We start from the raw sequence: 25169 nt of genomic DNA on the forward strand, positions 1-25169 counted from the left end.
TGGAGTCTGGAGAGGAAGAACCGCAGGCCGCCGCGGGTTCGTGGGCCGGTCGCCGCGGCATTTTCCCAGGAGGCGGCACTGATGACCACCACCATAGACACCACCTTGCACGCACTCCCCATCCACCACAGAGAACGCCTGATGCGCGGTGCGCGCGAGGTGAACTTCGCCGAGGGCACCCGCCTCTTCGACGAGGGACAGCCAGCCGACCGCTTCTGGATCGTGCGCAGCGGCTGCGTGATCCTCGACGTACGGGTGCCGGGCCGCCGCCCGGCCGAGGTCGGATCGCTCGGCGCCGGCAGTCTCGTCGGATGGTCCTGGCTCTTCCCGCCGTTCGCCTGGCAGCTCGGGGCGGAGGCCATGACGCTCGTACGCACCTACGAGTTCGACGCCGAGGACGTACGGCGGATGTGCCGCGCCGATCCGGTCTTCGGGCAGGCCGTGGCGCTCTGGATAGGCGGGGTCCTCGCCTACCGGCTGCACGAGGCGAGGACCCGGATCCTGGACCTGTTCGCACCGCACGCCACGAACGAGGGCCCGATGCCCTGAGAGGACAGCGGCAAGTGCCTCAGCCCCCCGGCGGCCGCGTCGACAACAACGCGTTCACCGTCATCTACAACTGCGACACCGACCCGTCGCGTCTTTGGCGTCTCGCCGCGCAGTAGCGGCTCCCGTCACGCCGGGCCCCGGTCGCGCCACAGTCCGGCGGTACCCGCGAACGGTCCCTGGCCGCCAGGGACCGTTCGCCCGTGGCCGGTGGGCGGCAACGATTGTTCTACTTGCTCTCTTGGAACTCGGCACGGATGGCGGCACCGTGTTCGTCTAGCTCGGGCGACGGCGACAGTGTCCCGAGGGAGTTGTACCGCCCGTACTTCAAGGGGCTGCCGGGCACGTCGTAGCCCCCGACGTTTTTCACCATGGCCCGTGCCTTGATCTGGGGAAGTCTGCGTGTGTCGTCCACATTGAGGACCACGCCCACCGGGATACCGGCCTGTTCGAGCTTCGTGCGCCATGCGGCGGCCGTGTCGGTCGTGAGTACGGCCTCCATCTCCTGCTTCAACGGGGCCCAGTTGTCGGACCTCTTCGCATTCGTGTCAAAGCGGTTGTCCGTCGCCAGTTGCCGTTTGCCGAGTACATCGACCAGAATCCCGAACAGATGGTCGTTCCCGACGGTGATGGCGAGTGGCTGGTCCCGGCACGCGAAGGTGTCGAAGGGATACATGAACGGGTGCCGGTTCCCGAGCCGCTGGGGCCGCACTCGTGGGCCGAGCGCGTCCATGAGACCGTGCTCAAGGAGGGCGAACGTCGAATCGAGCATGGCGATGTCGACCGTACTCCCCATACCCGTGCTTTCCCGGGCGAGCAGTGCGGTCACGATGCCGCAATACCCGTAGATTCCCGCGGCGATGTCCGAGAGGGACGTACCGACACGAGTGGGCCCGCCGTCCGGAAAACCGGTCGCGTCCATGATCCCGGACAGGGCCTGGATGATCGTGTCGTACGCGGCTTGGTCGTGCATGGGCCCGTACTGGCCGAAGCCGGAGATCGAACACACCACAAGACGCGGAAATTCCTTGACCAGTTCTTCCGGGTCCATACCCAGTTTGGCCATCACACCGGGCCGGAAGTTCTCCACGACCACGTCGACCTTGCCGAGCATCCGTCTGATGAGCGCCATGTCCTCGGGATTCTTGAGATCAATGGCGATCGACTGCTTACCGACGTTGGCGAAGCGGTAGTACTCGCTGCTCCCGTCCTTGAGGAACGGCCCCATCTTCCGGGTGTCGTCTCCCACGCCCGGCCGCTCGACCTTGATGACCCGGGCCCCGCCGTCCGCGAGCATGCGCGAACACGTCGGCCCCGCCAGCACATGTGTGAAGTCGAGTGCGGTGATCCCCGCGAGCGGATACGGCTTCTCAGGGTCGAGATGCCCGGCGCTCCGTGCGTCGGTCTTCGCCCGGTCTTTTGCCGTGCGTGCGGTTGCCGTCATTGAAGCCGTCCCCTTACTTTTTCGTCGATGCCGTTTCCGGTACCGAACTCTGTGGGTTGAGGTTCTGCAGATGTCCGCTTTCGGTGCCCAGCGTGGGATCGATGACACAGTTGATGACCGCCGGCTTCTTCGATGCCATGGCCTGGCGCAGCGCGGAGTCGAGTTCTTCGGGTGTGGTGGCATGGTGGCCGGCGGCTCCGAAAGCCTCGGCGATCCTGTCGTAGCGTGCGTCGTGCATGAGTACGGTCGGTGCCGGATCGGCGGACTCGGCGTTCACGGCATCGCCCTTGTAGACGCCACCGTTGTTGAACACGAGGGTCACCACGGGGAGTTTGTAGCGGCAGACCGTCTCGACCTCCATACCGCTGAACCCGAAAGCGCTGTCGCCCGTGACGACGATCACGGGATCACCTGTCTCCACGGCTGCCGCGATCGCGTAGCCCATTCCGATCCCCATGACGCCCCAGGTGCCGGTGTCGAGGCGGTGACGCGGTTTATGGATGTCGATGATGTCCCGGCCGAAGTCGAGCGTGTTGGCTCCCTCATTGACCAGATAAGTTCCCGGGTGGTCCGCGATGACATCCCGGATCACCCGGAGCGCGCCGTAGAATCCCATCGGTACATGGGGCGCGCCGAGGCGGGCGGCCATCTTCTCGACGTTCTTGGCCTTGTGGGTCCCGATCTCGTCGGTCCATTTCTTGGGCGCCTGGACCGGGCAGTTCTCAAGTTCCTTCACCAGCACGTCGAAGACGGAGCGGATATCCCCGAGAACGGGGGCCGCGATGGGGCGGTTGCTGTCGAATTCGGTGGCCGCGACGTCGACCTGTACGAACTTCGCGTCCGGGTTCCACAGGGGCGGTTCCCCGTGTCTCAGCATCCAGTTGAGCCGTGCGCCGACCATGAACACGACGTCGGCATTGCCGATGGTGAAGGAGCGGGCCGCCGCCGCGGACTGCGGGTGGCCGTCCGGCAGCAGCCCCTTCGCCATGGACATGGGAAGGAACGGGATGCCGGTGTGCTCGATGAAGGTACGGATGGTCTCGTCCGCCTGCGCGTACGCCGCACCCTTGCCCAGCACGACGAGAGGCCGCTGCGCACGTTGCAGCAGGTCGAGGGCGCGCCTGATGGAGGTGGGGTCCGGTAGTTGAGCCGGAGCCGGGTCCACGGGGCTGAAGATCGATTCGGCTGCCGTCGACGCGTCGAGAGTCGCGCCGAGGACCGCGGCGGGGATGTCCAGATAGACACCACCGGGCCGTCCGGACACAGCGGCCCTGACAGCACGTGCGGTGGCCAGTCCGATGTCCTCGGGGCGGTCGACGCGGTACGCCGCCTTCGCGAACGGCTTCGCGCTGCTGAACTGGTCGAGTTCTTCGTAGTCGCCCCGCTGGAGATCGACGATGGGCCGTTCGCTGGAACCGCTGATCTGGATCATGGGGAAGCAGTTGACCGTGGCCGCCGCGAGAGAGACCAGGCCGTTCAGAAAGCCTGGAGCGGAAACAGTGAGACAGATACCCGGACGTCGAGTGAGAAATCCCGCGATGGCCGCGGCGTTTCCGGCCGACGCCTCGTGCCGGAATCCGATGTACCTCATGCCACGGGCCTGCGCCAGACGTGCCACATCCGTGACCGGGATTCCGACCACGCCATACATGGTCTGCACCCCATTGGCCTGGAGTGCATCGATAAGCAGATTGAACCCATTGGTCAATTGCCGGGTCGACCGCTCAGACATGTCCACTCCGCCCAACGCCGCATGTATGCATGCCGAATCAATCACCCAGGAATGTGAGCGACTGAACCCAACCCTTCCACCGCAGTGGCGATCACGCCTACCGGAGGTGTCCATCCAGGTCAGTCGGCATCGTGTCTAGCAATCCACCCGGCGTGGGATAACACGTCGCACGGCGCCCGCCACGAGAAGGAGTATCACTGTGTCCACGACCGACAAGACCGTAGAGCAACTCCTCGCCCGGATGACCAGGAAACGGCTGTTCGCGGCGATCAACCGCAGGGTCGCCGAGGACGCCGAAATCACGCCGTACGTCGGGGACCACCTGCGGTACATGATCGAGCTGGAAGGCCGTGGGCTGCTCTGGGCGTCGGGCCCGTTTGTCGAGCCAGGTGTGCAGGTCGGCGACGGACTCACCATCCTGAACACCGATACCGCCGACGAGGCCCGCGAACTGCTCGCCGAGGACCCGCTGTGCCGACGAGGGCTGCGTACCTTCGAGGGCCCGTTCCCCTGGGAGCTGCGCGAGGGACGCATCCCGATCTCGCTCGACGCCTCCAGCTCGTCCTTCCACCTGCATTGACCACACCGGCCCATCTGAATCGACCACACCGGGTGACGGCAACGGCCGCCCCCGTATGCAAGATCACGATCCACAGCTTGCGCACCGGATATGGGGACGTTGTACTGAAGGCGTCAATCTGCACAGTTCGAAACGGATTGTCATGCCGCGGCGCGAGAAATGAAGTGACCATGCGGTATCCACGACTCACCGTCAGACGGCGTTCTCTGCGTGCGGCAGGGGGCGCTGCCGGCCCGGACGCCGTCTCCACCGATGCCGGGCTGCTCGCCCTCCGTGTTGTCGTCGGAGGGCTGGTCGCCGCCCACGGTCTGCAGAAGATGACGCACCTGCTGGGCGGAGTCGGACTGACCGCCGGTGCCGAGGAGTTCCGGGCCGACGGCTTCCGTGGCGGCCGGCTCACCGCGCTGGCGGCCGGGAGCGGTCAGACAGGAGGGGGCCTGCTGCTCGCGGCCGGGCTCCTCACGCCGCTCGGGGTGGCGGCCGTCGCCAGCGTCATGACCGTCGCGGCCACGGTGAAGTTCCCGCACGGGCTGTGGGTCCAGGACGACGGATACGAGTACCCGCTGGTCCTGATCCTGTCCGTGGCCGTCACCGGGCTCGCCGGGCCGGGCGCCTGGTCACTCGACCGGCTGGCCGGCATCGACTGGCCCGCGTCCGCCGGCATCGTCGGCTGTGCGGCCGGCGTGCTGGGGGGCCTGGCCACGCGGCGTGTGCTGTGGCGAGCGAGCGGTCCGGGCGGGATGTCAGAAGTCACGCGCAGCCCCTGAACAGTCAGGAGGAACGGATGGCCGTCACAGTCGCGGATGCCATCGTCTCCACGCTCAAAGCCTCCGGCGTACGGCGGATCTACGGCCTGCCGGGAGACTCCCTCAACGGGTTCACCGACGCCCTGCGCCGCGACGGCGGCATCGTCTGGGAGCATGTCAGGCACGAGGAGGCCGCCGCGTTCGCGGCCGCCGCCGAGGCAGGCGTCACCGGCGAACTCGCCGTCGCGGCCGGTAGCTGCGGCCCAGGCAACCTGCACCTCGTCAACGGCATGTTCGACGCACAGCGCAGCCGGGTGCCGGTGCTCGTCATCGCCGCGCACATCCCGCGCGCGGAGATCGGCGGGGGCTACTTCCAGGAGACACACCCTCAGGAGCTGTTCCGCGAGTGCAGTGTGTACTGCGAGATGGCGAGCGTGCCCGAGCAGGTGCCGAGGCTGCTGGAGATGGCCATGCGCACGGCCCTGGAGCGCGGTGGTGTCGGGGTGGTGGTCATCCCCGGCGAACTCTTCCTCGACCGCGCCGCCTCCTCGTCGGCACCGCGCCCGGTGTTCAAGTCGGCCTCGATCATCCGGCCGGACGACCGGTCGCTCGCGCGGGCCGCGCGCGTGCTCAACGCCGCCGGACGGGTGACCATCCTGGCCGGGGCGGGCTGCGCGGGCGCCCACGACGAGGCAGTCGCGCTGGCCGCGGCGCTGAAGGCGCCGATGGTCCACTCACTGCGCGGCAAGGACTTCCTTGAGTACGACAACCCCTACGACGTCGGCCTGACCGGGCTGATCGGCTACAGCTCCGGCTACCGGGCGATGGAGCACTGCGACGCGCTGCTGATGCTCGGCACCGACTTCCCGTACCGGTCGTTCTACCCCGAGAACGTCCCCGTCGTGCAGGTCGACGTGCGCGGCGAGCAGATCGGCCGCCGTACGCAGGTGGAGGTCCCCTTGGTGGGGACCGTCAAGGACACCGCGCAGGCGCTGCTTCCCCTGCTGGAGCGCCGGACGGACAACGACTTCGCGGAGAGGATGACCGGGCACTACCGGCGGGTGCGGGCCCGGCTGGACCGGCTGGCCGAGGCCGGACGGGACGGCTCCCCCATGCATCCGCAGCAGGTCGCCGCCGCGATCGACCGGCTGGCGGCGCGTGACGCGGCCTTCACCGCCGACGTCGGCACTCCGACGGTGTGGGCGGCCCGTTATCTGCGGATGAACGGCGAGCGGCGGCTCATCGGCTCCTTCAACCATGGCTCGATGGCCAACGCGCTGCCGCACGCGATCGGCATCCAGGCCGGTCAGCCCGGCCGCCAGGTGGTCGCGCTGTCGGGTGACGGCGGCGTGGCCATGCTGCTCGGCGAGCTGATCACACTGCGCCAGCTGGACCTTCCGGTGAAGATCGTCGTCTTCAACAACTCGGCGCTGTCCTTCGTCGAGCTGGAGATGACGGCCGCGGGCATCGTCACGTACGGCACAGGGCTCGACAACCCCGACTTCAGCGCCCTGGCCCGCGCCGCCGGCCTGTTCGCGGCGCGCGTCGCGCGCGCCGACGAGCTGGAGGACGCCCTGCGCGCGGCCTTCGCGCACAACGGACCGGCGCTGATCGACGCCCGGACCGAACGGTACGAACTGTCGCTGCCCCCGAAAATCACCCTTGAGCAGCTCAAGGGCTTCACCCTGTTCGCCACCCGGACGATCCTCTCCGGCCGGGGGGACGAGATCCTCGAACTCACCAAGACCAACCTGCGGCAGCTCAGCACCGAATGACCGAGGTACCGAATGACCGAGTGAGCACCACTGACCGGAGCCGTCAGTCCCGGGTCCGGTCAAGCAGCTCGGCGAGGTGGTCACACCAGATCTCCGCCACATGGAGCGATTGGTGCCCCCGCGATTTCGGGCCGGCCGGAAGCGTCGTAGCCCGTCCGTGGGGAACCTTCGCGATGGCTCTCTCAAGACCTCCGAGTTCGACGGGGTTGAGCTCGTCGTCCTCGAAGTTGACGGCCAGCAGCGGCGCCCGTATCGACTGGAGGCCGGGCGCCGGATCGTAGTCCCGGGACGCGTCGAACTCCCAGATGACGTCGTTGGCGTCCTCACAGTCCAGCGCCTGCGACGCGATTCTCTCGATCTGCCCGTCGGTGTCGTCGATGGACCGAAGATCGGACGCCATGTGCCGCGCGCTTCCGGCCATGAGCTGGAACAGCGCCATCGCGTGACCGACACCGGCCGGCTGCTTGCCGTAGCGCCCGTCGCCGTATGCGGGATCGGACTCGATCAGATGGATGAGCATCCTCCGCCACAGCAGATTCCGCCCGGTGATGCGCTCCGGAAGACTGGCGATCGCCATCAGCGCCCGCTGGTCCGGATAGCGCTCACCCCACATCCACGTCTGCATCCCGCCCATCGACGTGCCCAGCAGCAGCCGCAACCGCTCGACGCCCAGCCCCTCCACCAGCAACCGGTGCTGCCCCTCGACCATGTCTCCATAGCCGTAGTGCGGGAAGCCGGGTCCCAGCCCGTCACTGGGCCGACTCGACCTGCCGTGCCCGATGGCATCCGGCAGGATCACGAAGAACCTGCTCGCGTCGAGAGGTTGGCCGCTCCCGAACAGGAAGTCCGCGATGGACGGTTCCAGGAACTGCCGGCCGGAACCGGTGGTGCCGTGCAGCAGCATCACGGCGTTCCCGCCGTCCGCGTCCAGCGAACCGAGCGTGTGGTACGCCAAGGTCACATCGAGGCGGTGTCCGTCGTCGAACCGGAAGTCGCCGACGGTGTGGAAGCCCGACTCGGCTTCGGATTGCCAGTCAGTGGTCATGGTCATGAGCGACCTCTGGAAGCCTCTAGAAGAACGAGAGGGTCTCGATGCCGAAGCCCGCTTGTACGGTACGCAGCACCTCACCGCGTTCGAGATTGCACACGGCCAGCGAGCCCTCGTTGTGATTCGCGATGAGCACCGTTTCCCCGTCCTCGTGGAAGGCCATGTTCATGGGGCCCTGGCCGAGGTGCAGAAGCGTCTGGGACTTGAGGTCCTCGGAGAAGACCGTCGCCAGCGGCTCCTCGAAGTTCGTGACCACGAGATACCTGCCGTCGGGGCTGTAGCGCGCGATCTGGGCCGCCTTCCGGTGCCCGTCGAGAGTGACCGTCGCGCGGATCTCGTCCGAGACCGTGTCGACCACATAGAACTGCGGCTGCAGTGCGTCGACCAGAATGACCGTCTCCCCGTCGGGGGACATACCGATTCCCGCGCAGCCGTTCGGCGTGGGAATTTTCTTGATCACACGCTTCGTGGCCAGATCGACGACCGACGCGAACGTGTCTTCCTCGTTCTCGGTGTAGAGCTTGCTGTTGTCCGGCAGCACCTCGACGCGGTGCGCCTTGTTGGAACCCACCTCGATCACGTTCGCGATCGCGCCGCTCTTGGGATCCATTTCGAGCACCACACCGCTGTTCTCGCACACGCAGTACAACTGGCCGCGCGCGCCCCATCGCAGGCCGTGCGGGGCCAGATACGGATACGTGCTGAGGTCACCAGCATGCCTCCGTTCCCGCAGGTCGAACTTGGCGATCAGATGGCCCGGATGAGGGTTGTCCCCGTGAATGCCGGCACCGTAGATGGGGACATACGCGAAGCGGCGATCGGACGAGATGAGAAGCTCGTGCACCCTGGGCGCGAAGCCTTCGAGGGTCAACTCGACCTCATACGTGGCCGGATCGAGAAACAGAATATGATTCCCGACCTTGTCGACTGCCACGAGACCATTGCTACCGGTCAAAAAGTTGGCGTCCGTCATTACAGCCTCCTGTTGCCGACCTCGATACCGAACTTCTTCCCGACCTCCGTCAGCCGGTTCAGATCCCCGTCCGGATCGCTCTCCGGCCCGGGAGACGGGCGACACGCACCGCGGTAGTACTCCTCGATCCCGCCGGGCACCGTCAGGTCGAACAGTCTTGCGCTCCGATCGCTACGGTTCCGCACCTGGTGGTGAACCCCCCAGGGCACAAGCACAACCGCACCGGCGGAGGCTTCGTACTCCTGTCCGTCGACCTGCGCGCTGACGGTTCCTTCCAGGACGTAGAAGGCCTCCTCGTAACGGGCATGGCGGTGGGCGGGCAGGCCGCCGCCCGGCTCAAGCGTGATCTCCGTGACCGTATAGGCGTCCGCGGTCGCAAGACCCGCCGCTTTGATGTTGTACGTCGCTCCTGCGGCGTACCGGCGGTCGCCCTCGCCCGGGAGGACCAGCGTGGGACCGCGTCCTTCGCCGATCGGAAGGGGTCTTGCCGACCCGTTGGGGCCGCTTTCCAGATAGGTGACGCCGTAGCGAGGAGTCCGGGCGTTGATTTCCTGGACCGGCATCGTCCCGCGCTCACCCGGAGGCTCATCGCCAGGTGCGCCCAGCTCAAGGAAGAAGCCCTCGTTGCCGCCCGGGGTGGTGAAGGTGATGAGTTCCGCGCTGTCCTCTCCGACATTGCGCCACTCATGAGGGATGCCACGGGGCGCCGCGAAGAACGTACCGTCGCCCACGATGGTGTCGATTCCCCCGGCCTTCAGTTCAAGCGTCCCGTGGAGCAGGAAGAAGCCTTCCTCCTCACGCGAATGGACATGTCTGGGCGGACCGGTTCCGGCCGGCGGACAATCGAGCCAGAACGCGTACTCACTTCCCGTGTCCTCGCTGACAGCGGCAAAAGTGATCAGGTCGTCGCCCATCCACCAGATCGAGACGCCCTCACCCGGCTTCACCAGCTTGCCGCGCCTGAGCAGAGGTGCGTCCTGTTGGATTGGCCTGTTCAGGTCCTGTGGAGTCCTGGCCTTGGCCATTGCTCAACCGTCCCATCCGAGGTCCGAGCACCGTTCCACCGAGCCGCCGGCCCATGACTCACCGGCGATTCCGTGACCTGTTCGTACGCCCCGTTCAATGGGGCCGGGCCTCGGACCTCGTAGTCGCACACCATTTCAATTCTCGCCCGCCACGAGCCGTTGTCAAAAGCGAGGCGGTCGGAGCGGGGCGGTCAGAGGCGGTCAGTTGACCCCTCGGTCCAGGCCTGACCAGTACGGCTCGCGGAGTTTGTACTTCTGGATCTTTCCGGTGGCCGTACGGGGGATGGCATCGCGGAATTCGACGGTCGTCGGTGCCTTGTAGCCGGCCATCCGCTGCTTGCAATGGGCGATGATGTCGGCCTCCTGAGCCGTCGCGCCCTCCACGAGGACCACCAGGGCCTTGATCGTCTCGCCCCACTTCTCGTGGGGCACACCGATGACGGCTACCTCGGCGACCGCCGGATGGCTGAAGATCGTGTCCTCCACCTCGATCGACGACACGTTCTCGCCGCCTGTGATGATCACGTCCTTCTTCCGGTCGGAGATGGTCAGATGCCCGTCGGCGTCGTCGAACGTGCCGCCGTCGCCGGTGCGGAACCAGCCGTCCTCAAGAACGGCTGAGGTCTCCTCCGGCTTGTCCCAGTACCCGTCGAGTACGACGTTGGACCGGGCCAGGACCTCTCCGGAGTCGGAGACCTTCAGTCTGGCGCCGAGCGCGGGGAGTCCCGCGCGGGAGAGTTTGCGTGCACGCTCCTCCGCGGGCAGGGCCTCGTCGCCGGGCCGGGTCCGGTTGAAGGTGAGCAGGGGTGATGTCTCGGTCAGGCCGTAGATCTGGGTGAACTCCCAGCCCAGTTCCTCGTCCACCCGCTGGATCATCCTGCTCGGCGGCGGGGCGCCCGCGCAGACGATCCGTACCCTGTCCCGGCCCGGGATCTCTCCTTCCCAGGAAGCCGCCGCGTCCAGCACCGCGTTCCACACCGCGGGCGCGCCGCACATCAGCGTGACTCCGTGCTCGTCGATCCGGCGCAGGATCTCCGTACCGTCCACCTTGCGCAGCACCACCTGCTTGACGCCCAGTCCGGCCATCACGAACGGCATCCCCCAGCCGTTGCAGTGGAACATCGGCAGCGTGTGCAGATAGACGTCCCGCTCCCACACCCGGGTGTGGAGCCCGAAGGTGAGCCCGTTGACCCAGATATTGCGGTGGGTCAACTGGACACCCTTGGGGCGGGCGGTGGTCCCTGACGTGTAGTTGATCGTCGCGGTGGCGTCCTCGTCCGGACTCGACCACGGGCGCGGCTCGACGCCGAAACGCATGAGTCCTGCCTCGGTCTGCTCGCCCAGAACGAAGCGGTGGCGCGCCTTGATCCCGGAGAGTGCCGCGTCCAGTTCCGGATCGACGAACAGGACCGAGGCGCCGCTCTGCCGCACCACGTACTCGATCTCCTCGGGCTTCAGACGGAAGTTGACGGGCACGCAGATCCGTCCGCTCATCGGCACGGCGAACAGCAGCTCAAGCAGGCGCGCGGAGTTGTGGCTCACCACCGCCACCCGCTCGCCCTCCCCCACGCCGAGCGCATCGAGCCCCGCCTGCCAGGCCCGTACCCGCTCGCCGAGCCGCCCGTACGTCGAGACGGGCACGGGCGGGCCGGGTTGATCCGGTTCGTCGACCACACCGGGGCTGGTACGGAACCCCCGCTCCGCCCGGTCGAGAAAGTCCGCCACGGTCATCGGAACCCGCATTGCTCTCTCCCTCTGTCCGGAACGAGCGCCTGTCGGGCGCTCGATCGCATTGGGAAAGGGACTTCCCCGTTCCCGACGCCCTGAACGGTTCATCAAGGCCACGCGAAGCGGAGGTCAGCGGTCGACGTCTCCCCTTGGAGTGATCAGTCGTGTTGGAATGATCATTGGAGTGGTCAGTCGTGCGGGACGACGGCTACGGGGGCCGCGGCGTGGTGGAGTACGGATTGGGTGACGGGTCCGATGTGGGCGCCGATCGGGGAGCGGCGGATCCGGCGGCCGACCACGACCAGGGATGCCTCGCGGGAGGCGTCGGCCAGTTGGTCGGCGGGCCTGCCGGAGCCGGACTCGGCCCTGACCTCGACATCGGGGAACTTCTTCCGCCACGGGTCCAGGACCTCGGTCAGGGTGGCGGCCTGCTGCCGGGACAGCTCCGTGTGGAGTTCGAAGTCGATGGATAGGGCGTACGCGTAGTAGGCCGGGGGGTTCCAGCCATGGACGACCCGCAGGGAGGTGGACCGGCGGACGGCCGCGTCGAAGGCGAACTCGATGACCGAGGCGTCCGGGCTGTCGGCATCGAGGCCCAGGACCACGGGCCGGTACGGAGTCGTGGCGGACGGGATGCCGGCGGGATCCGCCGTGTGCTCGTCCGTCGCCCGTTCCCCGGCGCGCACCAGGACCACGGGCCGCTCGGAGTGCGCCACCACGGCGAGGCCGACGGAGCCCACCACGAAGCCGCCGATCCCACTCAGCCCGCGGGATCCCAGGACGAGCAGGGCGGCGTCCTCCGCCAGACCCGACAGGACGTCACTGGGCCGTCCGGAGAGCTGCTCCGTGGTGACTTCGACTCCGGGATGCCGCTGCCGGATGCTCTCGGCGGACTCCCGGGGAATCCGTTCGCTCCAGTGCCGCTGGGTCTCCGCCCCGAGGAGCGAGGCCTGCGCGACGGGTTCCGGTACCGGCTCCCAGACGTGGACCAGCTTCAGCGGCAGACCGCGCAGTTCTGCTTCGCGGGCCGCCCAGTCGGCGGCGGCCCGGCTTTCGAGCGAGCCGTCGAGGCCGGCGATGACGGTACGGGACATGGGCTTCCACCTTCTGAATCGGGGCGTTCCGAATAGGGCGTTCCGTATCGGGGTGTTCTGAATCGGGGCGTGCGATTCCGGCGTCGTATCGAGTGGGGTTGTGGTGTGCGGACCACCGGTGGGCCGTCCGGTCGCTGCCCGGCACCGCTCACTCTTGTCCCGCGGGGAGAATTCCGCGGGATGCCGAAGGTCCGTGACGATGGGGCTGAACGGCCCCTTTGGCAGGGCCTGTTGGTCTGTCTGCCGGCCGGACTGCGGGCATGGGCGGTACGGGCGGGTGTGAGCGGGTGTGAGCGGTGTGGGCCGTTCGGACCGGAGGCAGAGCCGGCCGGCCTCTGGGCCCGAGGGTCCGGTGGGCCGAGGCTTGTTGTAGCGGCGACCGGTCCCGACATGGCCGTCCGCTCAATCCGCTGGAGGAGGGATCATGCATCACACTCCGCACACGGTGAGCGATGTGATGACGCATGCCGTGGTCTCGGTCAGCCCGGAGGCCGGGTTCAAGGAGATCGTGGACACCATGGAGAGGTGGAACATCAGCGCCCTGCCGGTCCTGGCGAACGACGGCCGGGTGATCGGCGTGGTGTCCGAAGCGGATCTGCTCCCCAAGGAGGAGTTCCGGGACGCGGATCCCGGCCGCGCGGAACAGATGCGGCGCCTCGACGATCTGCGCAAGGCCGGAGCGGTGACCGCCGCGGAGGTCATGACCGCCCCCGCCGTCACGGTCCGGGAGGATGCCACGCTCGCCCAGGCGGCACGGACCATGGCTCAGAAAACCCTGAAGCGGCTGCCCGTGGTCGACTCCTCGGGACGGCTCGACGGGATCGTCAGCCGCTGCGATCTGCTCAAGGTGTTCCTCCGGTCGGACGAGGATCTCGCGGAGGAGGTACGCGAGGACGTCGTCGACCGCCTCTTCCTGGTGTCCCGTGAGAACGTGCGGGTCACCGTGGTCAACGGGGTGGTCACGCTGAGCGGGCAGATCCATGACACCGCTCTCGTCCCGCTGGCGGCCCGTCTGACGCGTGCGGTCGAAGGGGTGGTGGACGTCGAGTGCGCGCTCGTAGGCCCGGGCATCGGACCGGTCGGGCCGCCCATGACGCGGCCTCAGCTCTGAGGCATAGCGGCTCTGAGGCACCGCGGCCTTGCCGCTACGAAGCGGCTCGGAAGGGGCACGTACGAAGCAACTCGAACTCGCACGAAGCGGCGCAGCCTTGCGCTCGGCTACGAAGCAGGGCTCGGCCCTGCGCTTACGCGGCGGGCCGTTCCAGGACGACCTTGAGCGCTCCGCTGTCGGGCGCCGAGAACACCTCGTACGCCTCCTCCATCCGGTCGAGTTCGAAGCTGTGGGTGACCAGTGCCGAGGTGGGCAGCCGCCGGGCGGCGGTCATGTCCATCAGCATCGGGGTGGAGTAGGTGTCCACAAGCCCGGTCGTGATGGTCACGTCCTTGATCCACAGGTCTTCGAGGTGCAGTACGGCGGGCTTGCCGTGGACCCCGACATTGGCGACGCGTCCGCCCGGGCGGACCAGGCGGGTGCACAGCTCGAAGGTCTCGGGCAGCCCCACCGCCTCGATCGCCGCATCGGCGCCGAGCCCCTCGGTCAGATCCTTGACCAGACGCGCGGGGTCCTCCGCCGCGTCCACCACCGCGTCGGCGCCGAACCTGCGTGCCGCCTCCAGCCTCGGCCGCGACAGATCGACGGAGACCACACGCCTCGGTGAGAACAGCCGCGCCGCGGCGACGGCCGCCAGGCCGATGGGCCCCGCCCCGACCACGACCACCGTGTCACCGGGCCGGACACGGCCGTTGAGCACACCCACCTCGTAGGCGGTGGGGAAGATGTCGGCGAGCAGGACCGCGTCCTGGCTGTCCAGGGAGCCGGGCAGCCGGTGGACGGAGAGATCGGCGAAGGGAACGCGCACATACTCGGCCTGGGTCCCGTCGATGAGATGTCCCAGCACCCAGCCCCCGCCGCCGAGGCACTGGCCGTACCGCGCCTCCCGGCAGAAGCGGCAGCGCCCGCACGCCGAGACGCAGGACACCAGGACCCGGTCCCCGGGCCGTACGGTGTGCACGTCACCGCCTGCCTCCACGACCTCGCCGACGGCCTCATGGCCGAGGACGGTCCCGGGGACGACCTCCGGGACATCGCCCTTGAGGATGTGCAGATCGGTGCCGCAGATGGTGACGGAGTCGACGCGGACGATCACATCCGCCCCGTCCTTGACGGAAGGTTCGGGGACCTCGTCCCAGGAGGACTGTTCGGGTCCGTGAAAGACGAATGCCTTCATGACGCGCATCTCCTCGTTGGTTCAGCTCGTTGGTTCAGCTCGTTGAGTCAGCTCCTCGCGGGCCGGAGGCGGCGGCGACGTCCAGCACCTGGTGCCTCAGTCGCGCGTCGGGTGCCTCAGATCCTCGGAGACCGTGACGACGCCGTCCACGCTGCGGCACAGCCGTACCACCACCGGGACCAGGCGGCTGTCCTCCACCGCACCGTGCAGGGTGACCTCGCCCTCCTTGACATCGGCTGTGACCGCCATGGGGGCGAGGCCGAGGGTTCCGGCCAGGACATCGTGTGTGATCTCGTCCCGGATGGCGTGGTCCTGGCGCAGGAAGACCCGGAGCAGGTCGGCGCGGCTGACGATGCCGCGCAGTGTCTCGGTCTCGTCCACCACGGGCAGACGCTTGACGTTCTGCACCGCCATAAGACGGGCGGCCTCCACAACGGTCCAGTCGGGGTGCGCGCAGACCACCGGGGCGGACATGACCTCCCCGGCGGTGCTGCCCTCGGCACGGGCGCGCTCCCACGCCTCCAGGTCCGGCAGCGGCGTCCGGCCCGACAGATCGGACCCGCCCGCCGCCTTGCGCAGCAGATCCGCTTCCGACACCAGGCCGACCGGACGGCCCGCGGTGTCGACCACGGGTACGGCGCTGATGTCGTGGTCCGCCAGCATTCTGGCGATCTCCTTGAAGGGCGTCTCGGGCCGCACGCTCACCACATCGCGGGTCATCAGCTCACTGATCCTGCGGTGATCCATGTCCTCACTGCTCCCTTCATGGCCAAGGGCCTCGCATGACCAAGGGCCTCTCATGGCCAAGGGCCTCAGGCTTCATGGCCATGGGCCTCGGATCCCGACCGCCCGGCGCGGCCACCTCTCCACGGTCCCCGGCCGCGCCACCCGGCACCATGAGCCACTCGGTCCCTCATCACGGGAAGAACCGGCCCCTCATCACGGGAAGAAGGGGAACGCCCGGCCCGCGCTTCCAGGCCGACGGGTCCCGGGACAGGGCCTTACGGCCCCTGCCACCGGCCTGGCCTCGGAAGCACGCTGGAGAGGAACGGGGATCGCCCGTCCGGGAGCACCGACTCATCCGGGAGCAGCCGTGTTGTCACCCGCGCTCGACGAAACGACGGTGAGCGGCCTGGTCGCCGACGCCACGGCCGCGCCTTCGATGCACAACGCCCAGCCCTGGCGCTTCCACTACAACCCGGACAGCCGCACCCTCGCGCTGTCCGCGGATCTCGACCGCGCCTTGCCGTACTCCGATCCCACCCTGACCGGCCTGCACCTGGGCTGCGGCGCCGCGCTGCTGAATCTCCGGGTCGCGGCCGTCCACCAGGGGCTCCTCCCGGTGACGACGCTGCTCCCCGACCCCCGCGATCCCTCGCTCCTGGCGACCGTACGACTCGAATCCGCGACGACCGCGGCAGAGGCACAGGCAGAGGCAGAGGCACGGGACGAGGCACAGGTCGACGGACTCGGCTCGCTCCACCCCGCGATCCATGACCGGCACACCAGCCGCGAGCCCTTCACGGACCAGGAGCTGCCGGAGGAGGTACGGTGCGCGCTCGCCGGAGCCGCCCGGCGGGAGGGCGCCGAACTCGCCTTCCTCATCGGACCGCACCTCCAGTTCGTCCTGGATCTGATCCAGGACGCCGAGGGATACAGCCGGATGGCCCCCGGAAGGGAAGCCGAGCTGCGGCAGTGGACCTGGAACGCCAGGTCCGACTCACCCGCGGACGGAGTCCCCGACTACGCGTTCGGACCGCGCAAGCGGGCCGGCAGGGCTCCGGCGCGCGACTTCGCCGGCGCGGGCGCGGTGTCAGGCAGGCCGGTGGCGGACTTCGAGGACCGGCCTCACCTGGCCCTGCTGAGCACCCCGGAGGACGGACCGGCCGACTGGCTGCGCGCGGGACAGGCCATGGAGCGCGTCCTGCTCCTCGCCACACGTCACGGAGTGTCCGGCGCACCCGCCACTCAGGCACTCGAACATCCCGAGCTGCGGTGGCTGCTGCGTGACCCGGTGTCCGGCACGGGCCATGTCCAGATGGTCCTGCGCCTGGGGTACGGGCCGCGTGGCCCCCGGACACCCCGTCGTCCCGTACGGGACGTACTGACGATCGGCGACTGACCGGCCAGGAGAAGACCGAGGGATGGGAGGTGGTCGACCATGACGAACCGGGCCCGGAGGGATTCGCGCGAGACCGAGTTCGGAACGCTGAGCGAGGAGGAGTGCCGTGCCCTGATCTCCACGCACGGTGTCGGCCGTGTGGCCGTGAACACGCGCAACGGCCCCGCTGTCGTTCCCGTCAACTACGTCGTGTCGGGCGACGGTTCGCTGGCGTACAGAACGGCCCCGGGCACCGCCGCGGCGGCGGCAGCCGACCAGGAGGTCGTCTTCGAGGTCGACCATGTCGATGAAGCGGTGCGCCAGGGCTGGAGCGTCAATGTCGTCGGCACCGCGCATGCCGTCACGGGAGACGCCGCCGCACGCGGACTGGACCAGCAGGCGTACACCGCCCCCTGGGCGGGGGACGACCGCCGGCTGTGGCTCGCGATCTTCCCGGCCCGGATGACGGGCCGCCGCATAGGCCCGGCGCCGGCTCCCGGCCGCTGACCGGGCGGGAGGAAGGGCGCCGGCCGGACGACCCACACGGGCCGCGCGGTCGTCCGGCCGTGCGTTCGGCGCCGTGACCGTCGTGTGCCGTGGGCGGGTCCCGGGGCTGTGGGCCCAAACGTCGCCGTCGCACGACCGCACGGCCCTCTCCGGCATCCGTCAGGACGGGCCGACGCGAAACGGCCGCATCATCTCGTTGTCCTCGTGCTCCAGCATGTGGCAGTGCCACATGTACCGGCCCGCCTGGTCGAACCGGACCTTGACCCGGGTGACGGCGCCCGGATACGCGATCACCGTGTCCTTGAAACCGAGTTCCCACGGCTCCGGGGGCTGCGCCGCCTCACCGTCCCGCTGCCGGTCCACCACCTGGAACTGAACCTCGTGGATGTGGATCGGGTGTCCGTCCATCGTCAGGTTGTGGATCTCCCAGACCTCGGTCGCGCCCAGGGCGGGATTCTCCGTGACCGGATCGCCCCACCCCAGAGGCACCGGTTGCCCCGCCGGGTCCAGGATGCCGAGAAGCACGGCGCGCGGACCCACGCCCGGCAGCCGGGCCGAGCCCGCCTCGTTCAGGCTGAGCCGCCGCGTACGGCTCGCCGCGCCCAGGGGCTCGCACGGGGGCAGTACGAGCTGAGAGACCGGCGCCGACCCGTCCGGCGCGGTGAGCGGTCCCACCTCGAACTTCATGACCTGACCGGTGGTCTTCGGATTCGCCGGCGGAAAGTCCGTAACCGCCGCTCCGCCCCCGAACACCGTGTCGGGTCCCTCGTTGATGAGGTACAGCTCGGTCCCCACCGGGACGGAGGTGAAGTCGACTATGACGTCGGCGCGTTCGGCCGGCGCGGTCAGCAGTTCCCCGCGCTGGACAGGCGTCGGCAGGAATCCTCCCTCACTGCCGATCTGCCAGAAGGGAAGCACCGGCGCGGCGGGCCTGGGTGCCAACGGGTCGGTGACGATCTTGAGGATCAGGAAGCGCGCGTTGCAGCCGTTGAGAAACCGGAACCGGTAGCGGCGCGGCTCCACGGACAGCACCGGCCAGGTCCGGCCGTTGGTGACCATCGCGTTGGCGAAGAACTCCGGATTCCAGATCGGCGCCATGTCGCTCTCCGGCACATACGGTCCCCCGAATCCGTCGAAGAACGCCCGGCTCGCCGGATAGAACAGGCTTCCGTCGGTGTGGAACGACCGGTCCTGGATGACGACCGGAATCTCGTAGTACCTCGTCCCCGGCCGGTCGCCGAGCCTGGGCGCGGGGCCCGGCAGTACCCCCTCGCCCAGGTCTGCCGACCCGCCGCGCAGAAGGTAGAAGCCCGTCAGACCGGCGTACACATTCAGTCTGGTGAGTCCCAGGGCGTGATCGTGGAACCAGAGAGTGGCGGCGCGGCCCTGGTTGGCGTAGTGGAACACGGCGTTCCCCGGGCCCCACTTCGCGCCGAACAGTTCCTCGGACTTCCTGCGGAACTCGGCGTAGAAGGACCCGGTTCGCGCGTAGCCCGCCGGAATGTCACGTGCGTCGGGCAGATACCACGCCTCGGCGTAGCCGTCGCTCTCCTCGGTGTTCCGCCCTCCGTGCAGATGCGTCACGATCGGTACGGGACCCGTGTACGGGCCGGGGGTCGAGGTGAACACGGGGGACGAGTCCCGCCCGGGAACTCCGCCAGGGGGGTTCGCCCAGTGCAGCGTGGGATCCACCGGCAGCAGGTGCGGCAGATAGTTCTCCCGCGCGTCCAGCAGACGATTGACCCAGGTCACCCGGACCGCCCTGCCCGCCTCGGCCTCCACCGTGCGGGCGGGGTAGCTGAATGTGCCGGGGTGCCGACAGGAACCGTATCCCCAGACAGCCGTGGCCGGACTGCCGGGAGGGAGTACCTGCTGCCGGAACTGCCGGACGCCGATCGTATAGCCGTCGGTGCCGGGGCCGGTCCCGCCGTCCCACGAATCCCGGGGCATCACCGGAGGTATCGCGAGTTCGGTGACGTACTTCTCCACCGTCTCCGGATCGAGTATCCCGTCCGCGGTGACCGGGGCCGCGAACGCCGTCCCGCCGGGCAGAAACAGACAGACCCCGCCCGCAACACCGGCCCGCACGACCCGACGCCTACTGATCATTGGCCCTCCCGCGCACGGTCAGAACCGACTCACACGGCCAGGAGATGCCCCGAGACACCATCGAACAAATACCCGTACCGCCGTTGAAACTCTCCATGGCCGGATATGAATCACCTGATGAGGCTAGCCGCGCCCTGCGCCGACGCGGCCTGTGGACAACGGTCGTGGCCCGGCCTGTGGACAACTGATGCCGTGTCGCGGGCAGGCCCTAGCATCGAGTTGTCAGTGATACGGGTCTCACCACCCAGGGACAGGGGTGGCGGCGGAGGGGCCGCGGTGCCGGCGGGAGGGCGGGGGCATGGGCGAGGCGGTGGAGATGCGGGCGGCGTTGGCGCGGCTGCGCAGGTCGACCGGGCTGACCGTGACGTTCGGCGGACTGACGTATGAGATGGGGCAGTTGAGGATCGCCGAGCTGCACGGGACTTCGACGAGCGCCCTGCGCGGGCTGCGGATCTCGTCGGGGAACGGTCTGGGCGGCAAGTCGATCGCCATGGCCAGACCCTGCGCGGTGACCGACTACCGCGAGGCGCGGCACATCAGCCATGAGTACGACGCGGCGGTGGCGGCGGAGGGGCTGCGCTCGGTGCTCGCGGTACCCGTGGTCGTACGGCGCAGGGTGCGCGGGGTGCTGTACGGAGCGCTGCGCAGCGCCCTGCCGATCGGGGAGCGGGCCTTCGACGCGGCGGTGGCCGCCGCGCGGGATGTGGAGCAGGCCCTAGTTGTACGGGACGAGGTGCGGCGGCTGCTCGCGGTGGCCCGCGAGGCGGCGGGCGGTGCGGGTGCCCGGGAGGAGATACGCGCGGCCCACAGCGAACTGCGCGCGCTGGCGCCCCGGATCGTCGACGCGGAGCTGCGGGAAGAGCTGCTCACCGTCTGCGGGCGGCACGCGGGTGCCGCGCTGCCGGTGGACGCCCCGGCGCCGCCGCTGCCGGTCACGCTGGCACCGCGCGAGGTGGATGTCCTGGGCTGTGTCGCGGCGGGCTCGACCAACGCGACGACGGCGAGGCTGCTGGGGCTCCGCCCGGAGACGGTGAAGGGCTATCTGCGCTCGGCGATGCGCAAGCTCGGCACGCACAGCCGGCTGGAGGCGGTGGTGGCAGCCAGGCGCGCCGGCCTGCTGCCGTAGCTTGCGCGAGCCTTTCGAGCTTGCGCGAGCCTTTCGCGGCCGCTTCGGGAGACCCGCGGCCGCAGCGGCCGCAGTGGAAAAGCCCGGCCTCTGTGGCCGGTCGTTCATAGGTACGGATTGGAGGTATGCACATGGTGTCGACAGACCGGTTCCTGGCCTTCGCCGCGATGTCCCTGCTCGTGATCGTGATCCCGGGGCCGAGCGTGCTGTTCGTGATCGGGCGGGCGCTGGCGCACGGACGGCGGACCGCGCTCGCCACGGTGCTCGGCAATGTGGCCGGGTCGTATGCCCTGGTGGTGGCGGTCGCGCTGGGGATAGGCGCGCTGGTCGAGGAGTCGGTGACGGTCTTCCTCACGGTGAAGCTGGCGGGCGCGGCCTATCTGGTCTTCCTGGGGGTGCAGGCCTTCCGGCACCGCAAGGAGATGCGGGCCTCGGCCATGTCGGCGCCCGCGGGCCCGGCGCGCGGAGATCTCCGTACGGTCGGGGACGGCTTTGTCGTGGGGATGACCAATCCCAAGGGCGTGGTGTTCTTCGCGGCCGTGCTCCCCCAGTTCGTGGACCACTCGGCGGGCCAGGTGCCGGCACAGATGCTGCTGCTGGGGCTGGTGCCGATCGGGATCGGGCTGGTCACTGACACCCTGTGGGGTCTGGGTGCCTCCGCTGCCCGCAACTGGTTCGCGCGGTCGGACCGGCGGCTGTCAATGGTCGGCGGCGCGGGCGGGTTCGCCATGATCGGGCTGGGGGTGACGGTCGCGGCGACGGGCCGGGCGGACTGAGGAGCCGTACGGGACGGGGGCCGGAGCTTGGAAAACGGCGGGTGCCAGGGGCGCGTCAAAAAGCGGGGCTGCGCGGTCAACGCTCCGTCATGAGTCCGGCAAACCGCCTTCCGCCGGGCATAGCTTCCTGGAGTCAGGCAGTGAACGACTCCCCTGGGAGGACACCATGGAGCGCCTCATACCCGAGGACGCGGACTCGGAGCCCGCCGATTCGACCCCGGACGGCTCGACCACGGACGGCTCGGCCGCGGACGATTCGGCCGCGGACGATTCGGCCGCGGACGATTCGGACCCCTCCGATCCGGACCCCGTTGATTCCCGCCCCGACGACTGGCGCGCGGTACGGCCGCTGTATGTGCCCGTACGGCTCGGCTCGTGCGGCGGGTACCAGCTCCGCTTCGCGCGCACCCCGCTCGGCGCGCGGACCGCGATCGGCTTCACCAGCGACCGTCGGCTGACAGCCGTTCTCGGCGAGCGGCAGACGTGGATCAGGCTGGCGGAGCCCGCGCTGCGTGCGCTCGCCGCACCGCTCGGCACGACGATCGTCACGGTGGACCCCCAGCTCACCGCCCCGGCCCCCGCCGCCCCCGCCGTCGGCCGGCAGGCCGCGCCGGTCAGGGCCTGTTCCCGCCATGCCCCGCCGGTTTCGGAACCGGCCGACGCGCCCGTACAGCCGAAGCTCGTGCGGCCGGAGGCGATGCCCGTATGACCACCGAACCGCTGAGGCATGTCCGCGCGCTCATCAACGAGTTGAACGCCCCGCCGGTCTGGCCCGCGTCCGCCGTCGTCGCGCCCGGCGGGGACATCGCGGTGGCCGGGGTCGGGCTCGCGGAGCTGGCCGACCGCTACGGCACCCCGGTGTACATCCTCGACGAGGACGAGGTGCGGGCCCGCGCCCGGGCGTGGCGGCGGGCGCTGCCCGACGCCGAGATCGTGTACGCCGCCAAGGCGTTCCTCTGCCGGGCGGTCGTCGACTGGATGGAGCAGGAAGGCCTCGGCCTCGATGTCTGCTCCGCCGGCGAACTGGAGCTGGCCGCCACCCGCGGCTTCCCGCCCGAGCGGATCGTGCTGCACGGCAACGCCAAGTCCCCCCGGGACCTGTCGGCGGCGCTGCGCCTGGGCGTCGGCCGGATCGTCATCGACTCGGCCTGCGAGACGGCGAGGATCGCCGCGCAGGCGCCCGGGCCAGGTCCGCAGCGGGTGTTGGTCCGCGTTCTGCCCGGGATCGAGGCGGGCGCGCACCCCAAGATCCGTACGGGGGCGGAGGGCCAGAAGTTCGGGCTCTCGATCGCGGACGGCTCCGCCGAGGAGACGGTCGGCCGGATCCTCGGCCAGCCCCGCCTCGAACTCACCGGCCTGCACTGCCATCTCGGCTCCCAGATCGCCGGGCCGGAACCGTACGCCGAGGAGGTCCGCCGCCTGGTCGCGTTTCTGGCGTGGATCAGGGAGCGGTACGGCGTGACCCTGCCCGAACTGGATCTGGGCGGCGGCTTCGCGGTGGCGTACGTACCGGGCGATCCGGCGCCTGCCCCGGCCGAGTACGGGCGCCTGATCACCACCACCCTCGCGGACGCCTGTGCCGCCCACGGCCTGCCCGTACCGAAACTGACCGTGGAGCCGGGCCGTTCGGTCGTCGCACCCGCCGGGGTCGCGCTCTACCGGGTGCTGTCGGTGAAGCGGGGCGCCGGCGGTGTCTTTGTCGCGGTCGACGGCGGGATGAGCGACAACCCGCGGCCCGCGCTGTACGGGGCGCGCTACACGGTCCGCCGGGTCGGCCATGCCTCCACGGCCCCGATGCGCACGGCGACGGTCGTCGGCCGGCACTGCGAGGCGGGCGATGTGCTCGCCGGCCCGGTGGAGCTGCCCGCGGACATCAGACCCGGCGACGTACTGGCGGTCCCGGCCGCGGGCGCCTACCAGGTGTCGATGGCCTCCGGTTACAACATGACCGGCCGCCCACCGGTGGTGGCGGTCTCAGGAGGGAGGTCGCGGCTTCTGGTACGCCGGGAGACCTTCGACGACCTGCGCGCACGCGACGTCGGACTCTGACCGCATGGACCGCATGCCGGACCCTGCCTCGCCGGCCTCCGGCAGTCACCGCCGGCCTGGGACGCTCAGCCCCGCGGCCCGTTGAGACCGTTTCAGCCTTGCGGCCCGCTGAAACTCCCGAACCGGATGTCGTACGGCCCGCCCATGCCCATGACCGCAAGCACCCGCTCCCCCTCCTCGGCCACCTCCGCACGTTGCCCGGGCGTCAGCGCACCGAAGGCCTCGACGGTCAAGGTCACCCGCCCGCCGCGCTCACCACGCCCGCCGGCCTCGGTGAGCTGCCAGATCCCGGCCAGGAAGCCGTCCACGAGGAACGTACGAAAGGGCTGATTGCCGCGGACCGTGCGGCCCCGGTACGCGGGCGGGACCACCCGGCTCCGGTCGGCGTGCGAGAGCAGGAGGTTGTCGTACTCGGGCAGGAAGCGAGGCGGCGCGGGGGTGTCCTCGGCGGGCCGTGGCGCCTCCGGCAGATCGAACAGCTCGGTCCCGCTCTCGTCCTGGAAGGTGAGCAGCCGGGGCCGCAGCCGTTCGAATGCCTCCCGCAGCCGGGTGAGCCCGGACCAGACCTGCATGTCCTTGACGGAGGCCGGGCCGAAGGCGGCGAGATAGCGCAGTACGGTCCCGTCCGGCGCGGGCACGGGCTCGGCGGGACGCCCGAACCAGTGCTCGGCGGTGGTGAGCGTGACCTGTCCGGCTCGGCCCCACAGCCCGCGCGGGGTGGTCTGTACGAGCGGTACGAGACAGCGGCCGGCGACCCCCAGCGCGAACGGCTCGGCCTCGGGCCACTCCTTGGCCAGCGCCTCGCGCAGTTCCTTCAGCGGCCGGGGCCGCTCCTCGACCAGCTCGCGGACAAGAGCGGCGAGCCGGTCGGGATCCACCCCGGTCAGCCGGTCGCGGAAGGACCTCAACTCCCGGTCCCGCGCGGCCTGGACGAGCGGACGGAGGGTCAGGCAGTCGTCGGCGGTGTGCGTATGGATGGTCGAGCGGAGCGTGACCAGCCGGGCGACCCGGCGCGCGGCCATCAGCCCGGACAGGTCGTCGGGTACGAAGCCCTCCAGGCGGGCCGCGAGCTGGAAGTACGGCGGCTTGACGTTCTGCGCCTGGAGTCCGAGCAGATGCGTGACGGCGGCCTCGGCGGACAGCCCGCTGCGACGGAGCAGGAGCTGGCGCTCCAGAGTGGCCCGGCTGAGCGCGCGGGTGGAGAGCACGGGGTGACTGGCGGAGCTGATCGTCCTCGCGGAGGCCATGGCGACCACGCTAGCGTCGTGACCGGAAACGATCACGGGGGTGGTGTTGATCGTCCTCGCGCCGGTTGGACCGCGCCTTCGCCTTCGACGAGTTCGGCCCGCTCGGCATCCGGGCGGCCCGCCCGGACGGCGCCCCCGTCCACGTCGTCCTCGACGACCTCTCCGCCCACAAGGGCGGCAAGGCATCCGCTGGGGCGGGCGTCCTCTCAGCCCAGCGGTCCGACCGCCCGTCCTGTGATCGTCGGCGGTCCAGCACAAGCGGCCTCACCCCGGGA

The 25169-nt window shown here is 69.4% G+C and carries 22 protein-coding genes; 11 read left to right on the top strand and 11 right to left on the bottom strand.

Annotated elements, in window-relative coordinates:
* Positions 1 to 81 precede the first annotated feature (81 nt).
* Positions 82 to 549 (top strand): Crp/Fnr family transcriptional regulator, encoded by a 468-nt coding sequence (locus ACFU9P_RS19395; RefSeq protein WP_376380677.1) that lies wholly within the window; start codon positions 82 to 84, stop codon positions 547 to 549.
* Between the two features lie 226 nt (positions 550 to 775).
* Here the strand turns inward: ACFU9P_RS19395 and ACFU9P_RS19400 are convergent, their stop codons facing one another.
* Together ACFU9P_RS19400 and oxc are read right to left on the bottom strand one after the other, a co-directional pair.
* Positions 776 to 1990 carry a CaiB/BaiF CoA transferase family protein gene (locus tag ACFU9P_RS19400; protein ID WP_376380674.1) on the bottom strand — a complete coding sequence of 405 codons (1215 nt, stop codon included), beginning with the start codon at positions 1988 to 1990 and terminating at the stop codon, positions 776 to 778.
* Between the two features lie 13 nt (positions 1991 to 2003).
* A complete protein-coding gene (gene oxc / locus ACFU9P_RS19405; RefSeq protein WP_384082695.1) occupies positions 2004 to 3722 on the bottom strand; it encodes an oxalyl-CoA decarboxylase in 1719 nt (572 codons plus the stop codon).
* 199 nt (positions 3723 to 3921) lie between these two features.
* On the opposite strand from oxc, the gene ACFU9P_RS19410 reads away from it, so the two are divergent.
* From ACFU9P_RS19410 to poxB, 3 genes are all read left to right on the top strand, one after another.
* Positions 3922 to 4302 (top strand): YciI family protein, encoded by a 381-nt coding sequence (locus ACFU9P_RS19410; protein ID WP_384082279.1) that lies wholly within the window; start codon positions 3922 to 3924, stop codon positions 4300 to 4302.
* Between the two features lie 170 nt (positions 4303 to 4472).
* Positions 4473 to 5069: a DoxX family protein gene (locus ACFU9P_RS19415; RefSeq protein WP_376380665.1), complete on the top strand. Its 597-nt coding sequence runs from the start codon at positions 4473 to 4475 to the stop codon at positions 5067 to 5069.
* A 17-nt stretch (positions 5070 to 5086) separates the two neighbouring features.
* Positions 5087 to 6823, top strand: coding sequence for a ubiquinone-dependent pyruvate dehydrogenase (gene poxB, locus ACFU9P_RS19420; protein WP_384082282.1), 1737 nt, complete (start codon positions 5087 to 5089; stop codon positions 6821 to 6823).
* Between the two features lie 43 nt (positions 6824 to 6866).
* Here poxB and ACFU9P_RS19425 read toward each other — a convergent pair whose 3' ends face one another.
* The 5 genes from ACFU9P_RS19425 to ACFU9P_RS19445 form a co-directional block, all read right to left on the bottom strand.
* Positions 6867 to 7874, bottom strand: a complete 1008-nt coding sequence (locus ACFU9P_RS19425; protein ID WP_384082285.1) for an alpha/beta fold hydrolase — start codon at positions 7872 to 7874, stop codon at positions 6867 to 6869.
* 19 nt (positions 7875 to 7893) lie between these two features.
* On the bottom strand, positions 7894 to 8805 hold the full coding sequence (locus ACFU9P_RS19430) for a hypothetical protein (protein ID WP_384082288.1): 912 nt from the start codon (positions 8803 to 8805) through the stop codon (positions 7894 to 7896).
* 38 nt (positions 8806 to 8843) lie between these two features.
* Positions 8844 to 9869, bottom strand: a complete 1026-nt coding sequence (locus ACFU9P_RS19435; protein WP_384082291.1) for a cupin domain-containing protein — start codon at positions 9867 to 9869, stop codon at positions 8844 to 8846.
* Between the two features lie 201 nt (positions 9870 to 10070).
* Positions 10071 to 11612, bottom strand: coding sequence for an AMP-binding protein (locus ACFU9P_RS19440; protein ID WP_384082294.1), 1542 nt, complete (start codon positions 11610 to 11612; stop codon positions 10071 to 10073).
* A gap of 173 nt (positions 11613 to 11785) precedes the next feature.
* Positions 11786 to 12691, bottom strand: a complete 906-nt coding sequence (locus tag ACFU9P_RS19445) for a universal stress protein (protein ID WP_384082297.1) — start codon at positions 12689 to 12691, stop codon at positions 11786 to 11788.
* 424 nt (positions 12692 to 13115) lie between these two features.
* Between ACFU9P_RS19445 and ACFU9P_RS19450 the strand changes: the two genes are divergently transcribed.
* Complete coding sequence (locus ACFU9P_RS19450; protein ID WP_376380646.1) at positions 13116 to 13802, top strand: CBS domain-containing protein; 687 nt, start codon at positions 13116 to 13118, stop codon at positions 13800 to 13802.
* A 133-nt stretch (positions 13803 to 13935) separates the two neighbouring features.
* Here the strand turns inward: ACFU9P_RS19450 and ACFU9P_RS19455 are convergent, their stop codons facing one another.
* Together ACFU9P_RS19455 and ACFU9P_RS19460 are read right to left on the bottom strand one after the other, a co-directional pair.
* Positions 13936 to 14979 carry a zinc-dependent alcohol dehydrogenase family protein gene (locus tag ACFU9P_RS19455; protein WP_376380643.1) on the bottom strand — a complete coding sequence of 348 codons (1044 nt, stop codon included), beginning with the start codon at positions 14977 to 14979 and terminating at the stop codon, positions 13936 to 13938.
* Between the two features lie 96 nt (positions 14980 to 15075).
* The gene (locus tag ACFU9P_RS19460) at positions 15076 to 15726 is read right to left on the bottom strand and encodes a CBS domain-containing protein (RefSeq protein WP_376380640.1); all 651 of its coding nucleotides are present in this window, start codon (positions 15724 to 15726) and stop codon (positions 15076 to 15078) included.
* Positions 15727 to 16072: 346 nt separating this feature from the next.
* Between ACFU9P_RS19460 and ACFU9P_RS19465 the strand changes: the two genes are divergently transcribed.
* Together ACFU9P_RS19465 and ACFU9P_RS19470 are read left to right on the top strand one after the other, a co-directional pair.
* Positions 16073 to 17101 carry an Acg family FMN-binding oxidoreductase gene (locus ACFU9P_RS19465; protein ID WP_384082301.1) on the top strand — a complete coding sequence of 343 codons (1029 nt, stop codon included), beginning with the start codon at positions 16073 to 16075 and terminating at the stop codon, positions 17099 to 17101.
* A 39-nt stretch (positions 17102 to 17140) separates the two neighbouring features.
* Positions 17141 to 17587, top strand: a complete 447-nt coding sequence (locus ACFU9P_RS19470; RefSeq protein WP_384082304.1) for a pyridoxamine 5'-phosphate oxidase family protein — start codon at positions 17141 to 17143, stop codon at positions 17585 to 17587.
* Positions 17588 to 17746: 159 nt separating this feature from the next.
* Here ACFU9P_RS19470 and ACFU9P_RS19475 read toward each other — a convergent pair whose 3' ends face one another.
* Entirely contained in the window at positions 17747 to 19696 is a 1950-nt protein-coding gene (locus ACFU9P_RS19475) for a multicopper oxidase family protein (RefSeq protein ID WP_384082307.1), read from the bottom strand.
* 298 nt (positions 19697 to 19994) lie between these two features.
* Here ACFU9P_RS19475 and ACFU9P_RS19480 point away from each other — a divergent pair, with 298 nt between their 5' ends.
* The 4 genes from ACFU9P_RS19480 (at position 19995) to lysA (ending at position 23647) form a co-directional block, all read left to right on the top strand.
* Positions 19995 to 20822: a response regulator transcription factor gene (locus ACFU9P_RS19480; RefSeq protein ID WP_376380627.1), complete on the top strand. Its 828-nt coding sequence runs from the start codon at positions 19995 to 19997 to the stop codon at positions 20820 to 20822.
* A gap of 131 nt (positions 20823 to 20953) precedes the next feature.
* Positions 20954 to 21598, top strand: a complete 645-nt coding sequence (locus ACFU9P_RS19485) for a LysE family translocator (RefSeq protein ID WP_384082311.1) — start codon at positions 20954 to 20956, stop codon at positions 21596 to 21598.
* Positions 21599 to 21764: 166 nt separating this feature from the next.
* On the top strand, positions 21765 to 22307 hold the full coding sequence (locus ACFU9P_RS19490; protein WP_384082314.1) for an SAV_915 family protein: 543 nt from the start codon (positions 21765 to 21767) through the stop codon (positions 22305 to 22307).
* Positions 22304 to 23647, top strand: a complete 1344-nt coding sequence (gene lysA / locus ACFU9P_RS19495; RefSeq protein ID WP_384082317.1) for a diaminopimelate decarboxylase — start codon at positions 22304 to 22306, stop codon at positions 23645 to 23647. Before ACFU9P_RS19490 ends, lysA begins: the two co-directional genes overlap by 4 nt.
* Before the next feature lie 92 nt (positions 23648 to 23739).
* Here lysA and ACFU9P_RS19500 read toward each other — a convergent pair whose 3' ends face one another.
* The gene (locus tag ACFU9P_RS19500) at positions 23740 to 24894 is read right to left on the bottom strand and encodes a winged helix DNA-binding domain-containing protein (RefSeq protein ID WP_384082320.1); all 1155 of its coding nucleotides are present in this window, start codon (positions 24892 to 24894) and stop codon (positions 23740 to 23742) included.
* Positions 24895 to 25169 lie beyond the last annotated feature (275 nt).

It is taken from the genome of Streptomyces sp. NPDC057617 (assembly GCF_042800555.1).
Lineage (GTDB): Bacteria > Actinomycetota > Actinomycetes > Streptomycetales > Streptomycetaceae > Streptomyces.

Excerpts from the sequence above, each read along its gene's own strand:
- ACFU9P_RS19395 (WP_376380677.1), top strand. The coding sequence starts at position 82 with ATGACCACCACCATAGACACCACCTTGCACGCACTCCCCATCCACCAC.
- ACFU9P_RS19400 (WP_376380674.1), bottom strand. The coding sequence starts at position 1,990 with ATGACGGCAACCGCACGCACGGCAAAAGACCGGGCGAAGACCGACGCA.
- oxc (WP_384082695.1), bottom strand. The coding sequence starts at position 3,722 with ATGTCTGAGCGGTCGACCCGGCAATTGACCAATGGGTTCAATCTGCTT.
- ACFU9P_RS19415 (WP_376380665.1), top strand. The coding sequence starts at position 4,473 with ATGCGGTATCCACGACTCACCGTCAGACGGCGTTCTCTGCGTGCGGCA.
- poxB (WP_384082282.1), top strand. The coding sequence starts at position 5,087 with ATGGCCGTCACAGTCGCGGATGCCATCGTCTCCACGCTCAAAGCCTCC.
- ACFU9P_RS19425 (WP_384082285.1), bottom strand. The coding sequence starts at position 7,874 with ATGACCATGACCACTGACTGGCAATCCGAAGCCGAGTCGGGCTTCCAC.
- ACFU9P_RS19435 (WP_384082291.1), bottom strand. The coding sequence starts at position 9,869 with ATGGCCAAGGCCAGGACTCCACAGGACCTGAACAGGCCAATCCAACAG.
- ACFU9P_RS19440 (WP_384082294.1), bottom strand. The coding sequence starts at position 11,612 with ATGCGGGTTCCGATGACCGTGGCGGACTTTCTCGACCGGGCGGAGCGG.
- ACFU9P_RS19445 (WP_384082297.1), bottom strand. The coding sequence starts at position 12,691 with ATGTCCCGTACCGTCATCGCCGGCCTCGACGGCTCGCTCGAAAGCCGG.
- ACFU9P_RS19450 (WP_376380646.1), top strand. The coding sequence starts at position 13,116 with ATGCATCACACTCCGCACACGGTGAGCGATGTGATGACGCATGCCGTG.
- ACFU9P_RS19455 (WP_376380643.1), bottom strand. The coding sequence starts at position 14,979 with ATGAAGGCATTCGTCTTTCACGGACCCGAACAGTCCTCCTGGGACGAG.
- ACFU9P_RS19460 (WP_376380640.1), bottom strand. The coding sequence starts at position 15,726 with ATGGATCACCGCAGGATCAGTGAGCTGATGACCCGCGATGTGGTGAGC.
- ACFU9P_RS19470 (WP_384082304.1), top strand. The coding sequence starts at position 17,141 with ATGACGAACCGGGCCCGGAGGGATTCGCGCGAGACCGAGTTCGGAACG.
- ACFU9P_RS19475 (WP_384082307.1), bottom strand. The coding sequence starts at position 19,696 with ATGATCAGTAGGCGTCGGGTCGTGCGGGCCGGTGTTGCGGGCGGGGTC.
- ACFU9P_RS19480 (WP_376380627.1), top strand. The coding sequence starts at position 19,995 with ATGGGCGAGGCGGTGGAGATGCGGGCGGCGTTGGCGCGGCTGCGCAGG.
- ACFU9P_RS19485 (WP_384082311.1), top strand. The coding sequence starts at position 20,954 with ATGGTGTCGACAGACCGGTTCCTGGCCTTCGCCGCGATGTCCCTGCTC.
- ACFU9P_RS19490 (WP_384082314.1), top strand. The coding sequence starts at position 21,765 with ATGGAGCGCCTCATACCCGAGGACGCGGACTCGGAGCCCGCCGATTCG.
- lysA (WP_384082317.1), top strand. The coding sequence starts at position 22,304 with ATGACCACCGAACCGCTGAGGCATGTCCGCGCGCTCATCAACGAGTTG.
- ACFU9P_RS19500 (WP_384082320.1), bottom strand. The coding sequence starts at position 24,894 with ATGGCCTCCGCGAGGACGATCAGCTCCGCCAGTCACCCCGTGCTCTCC.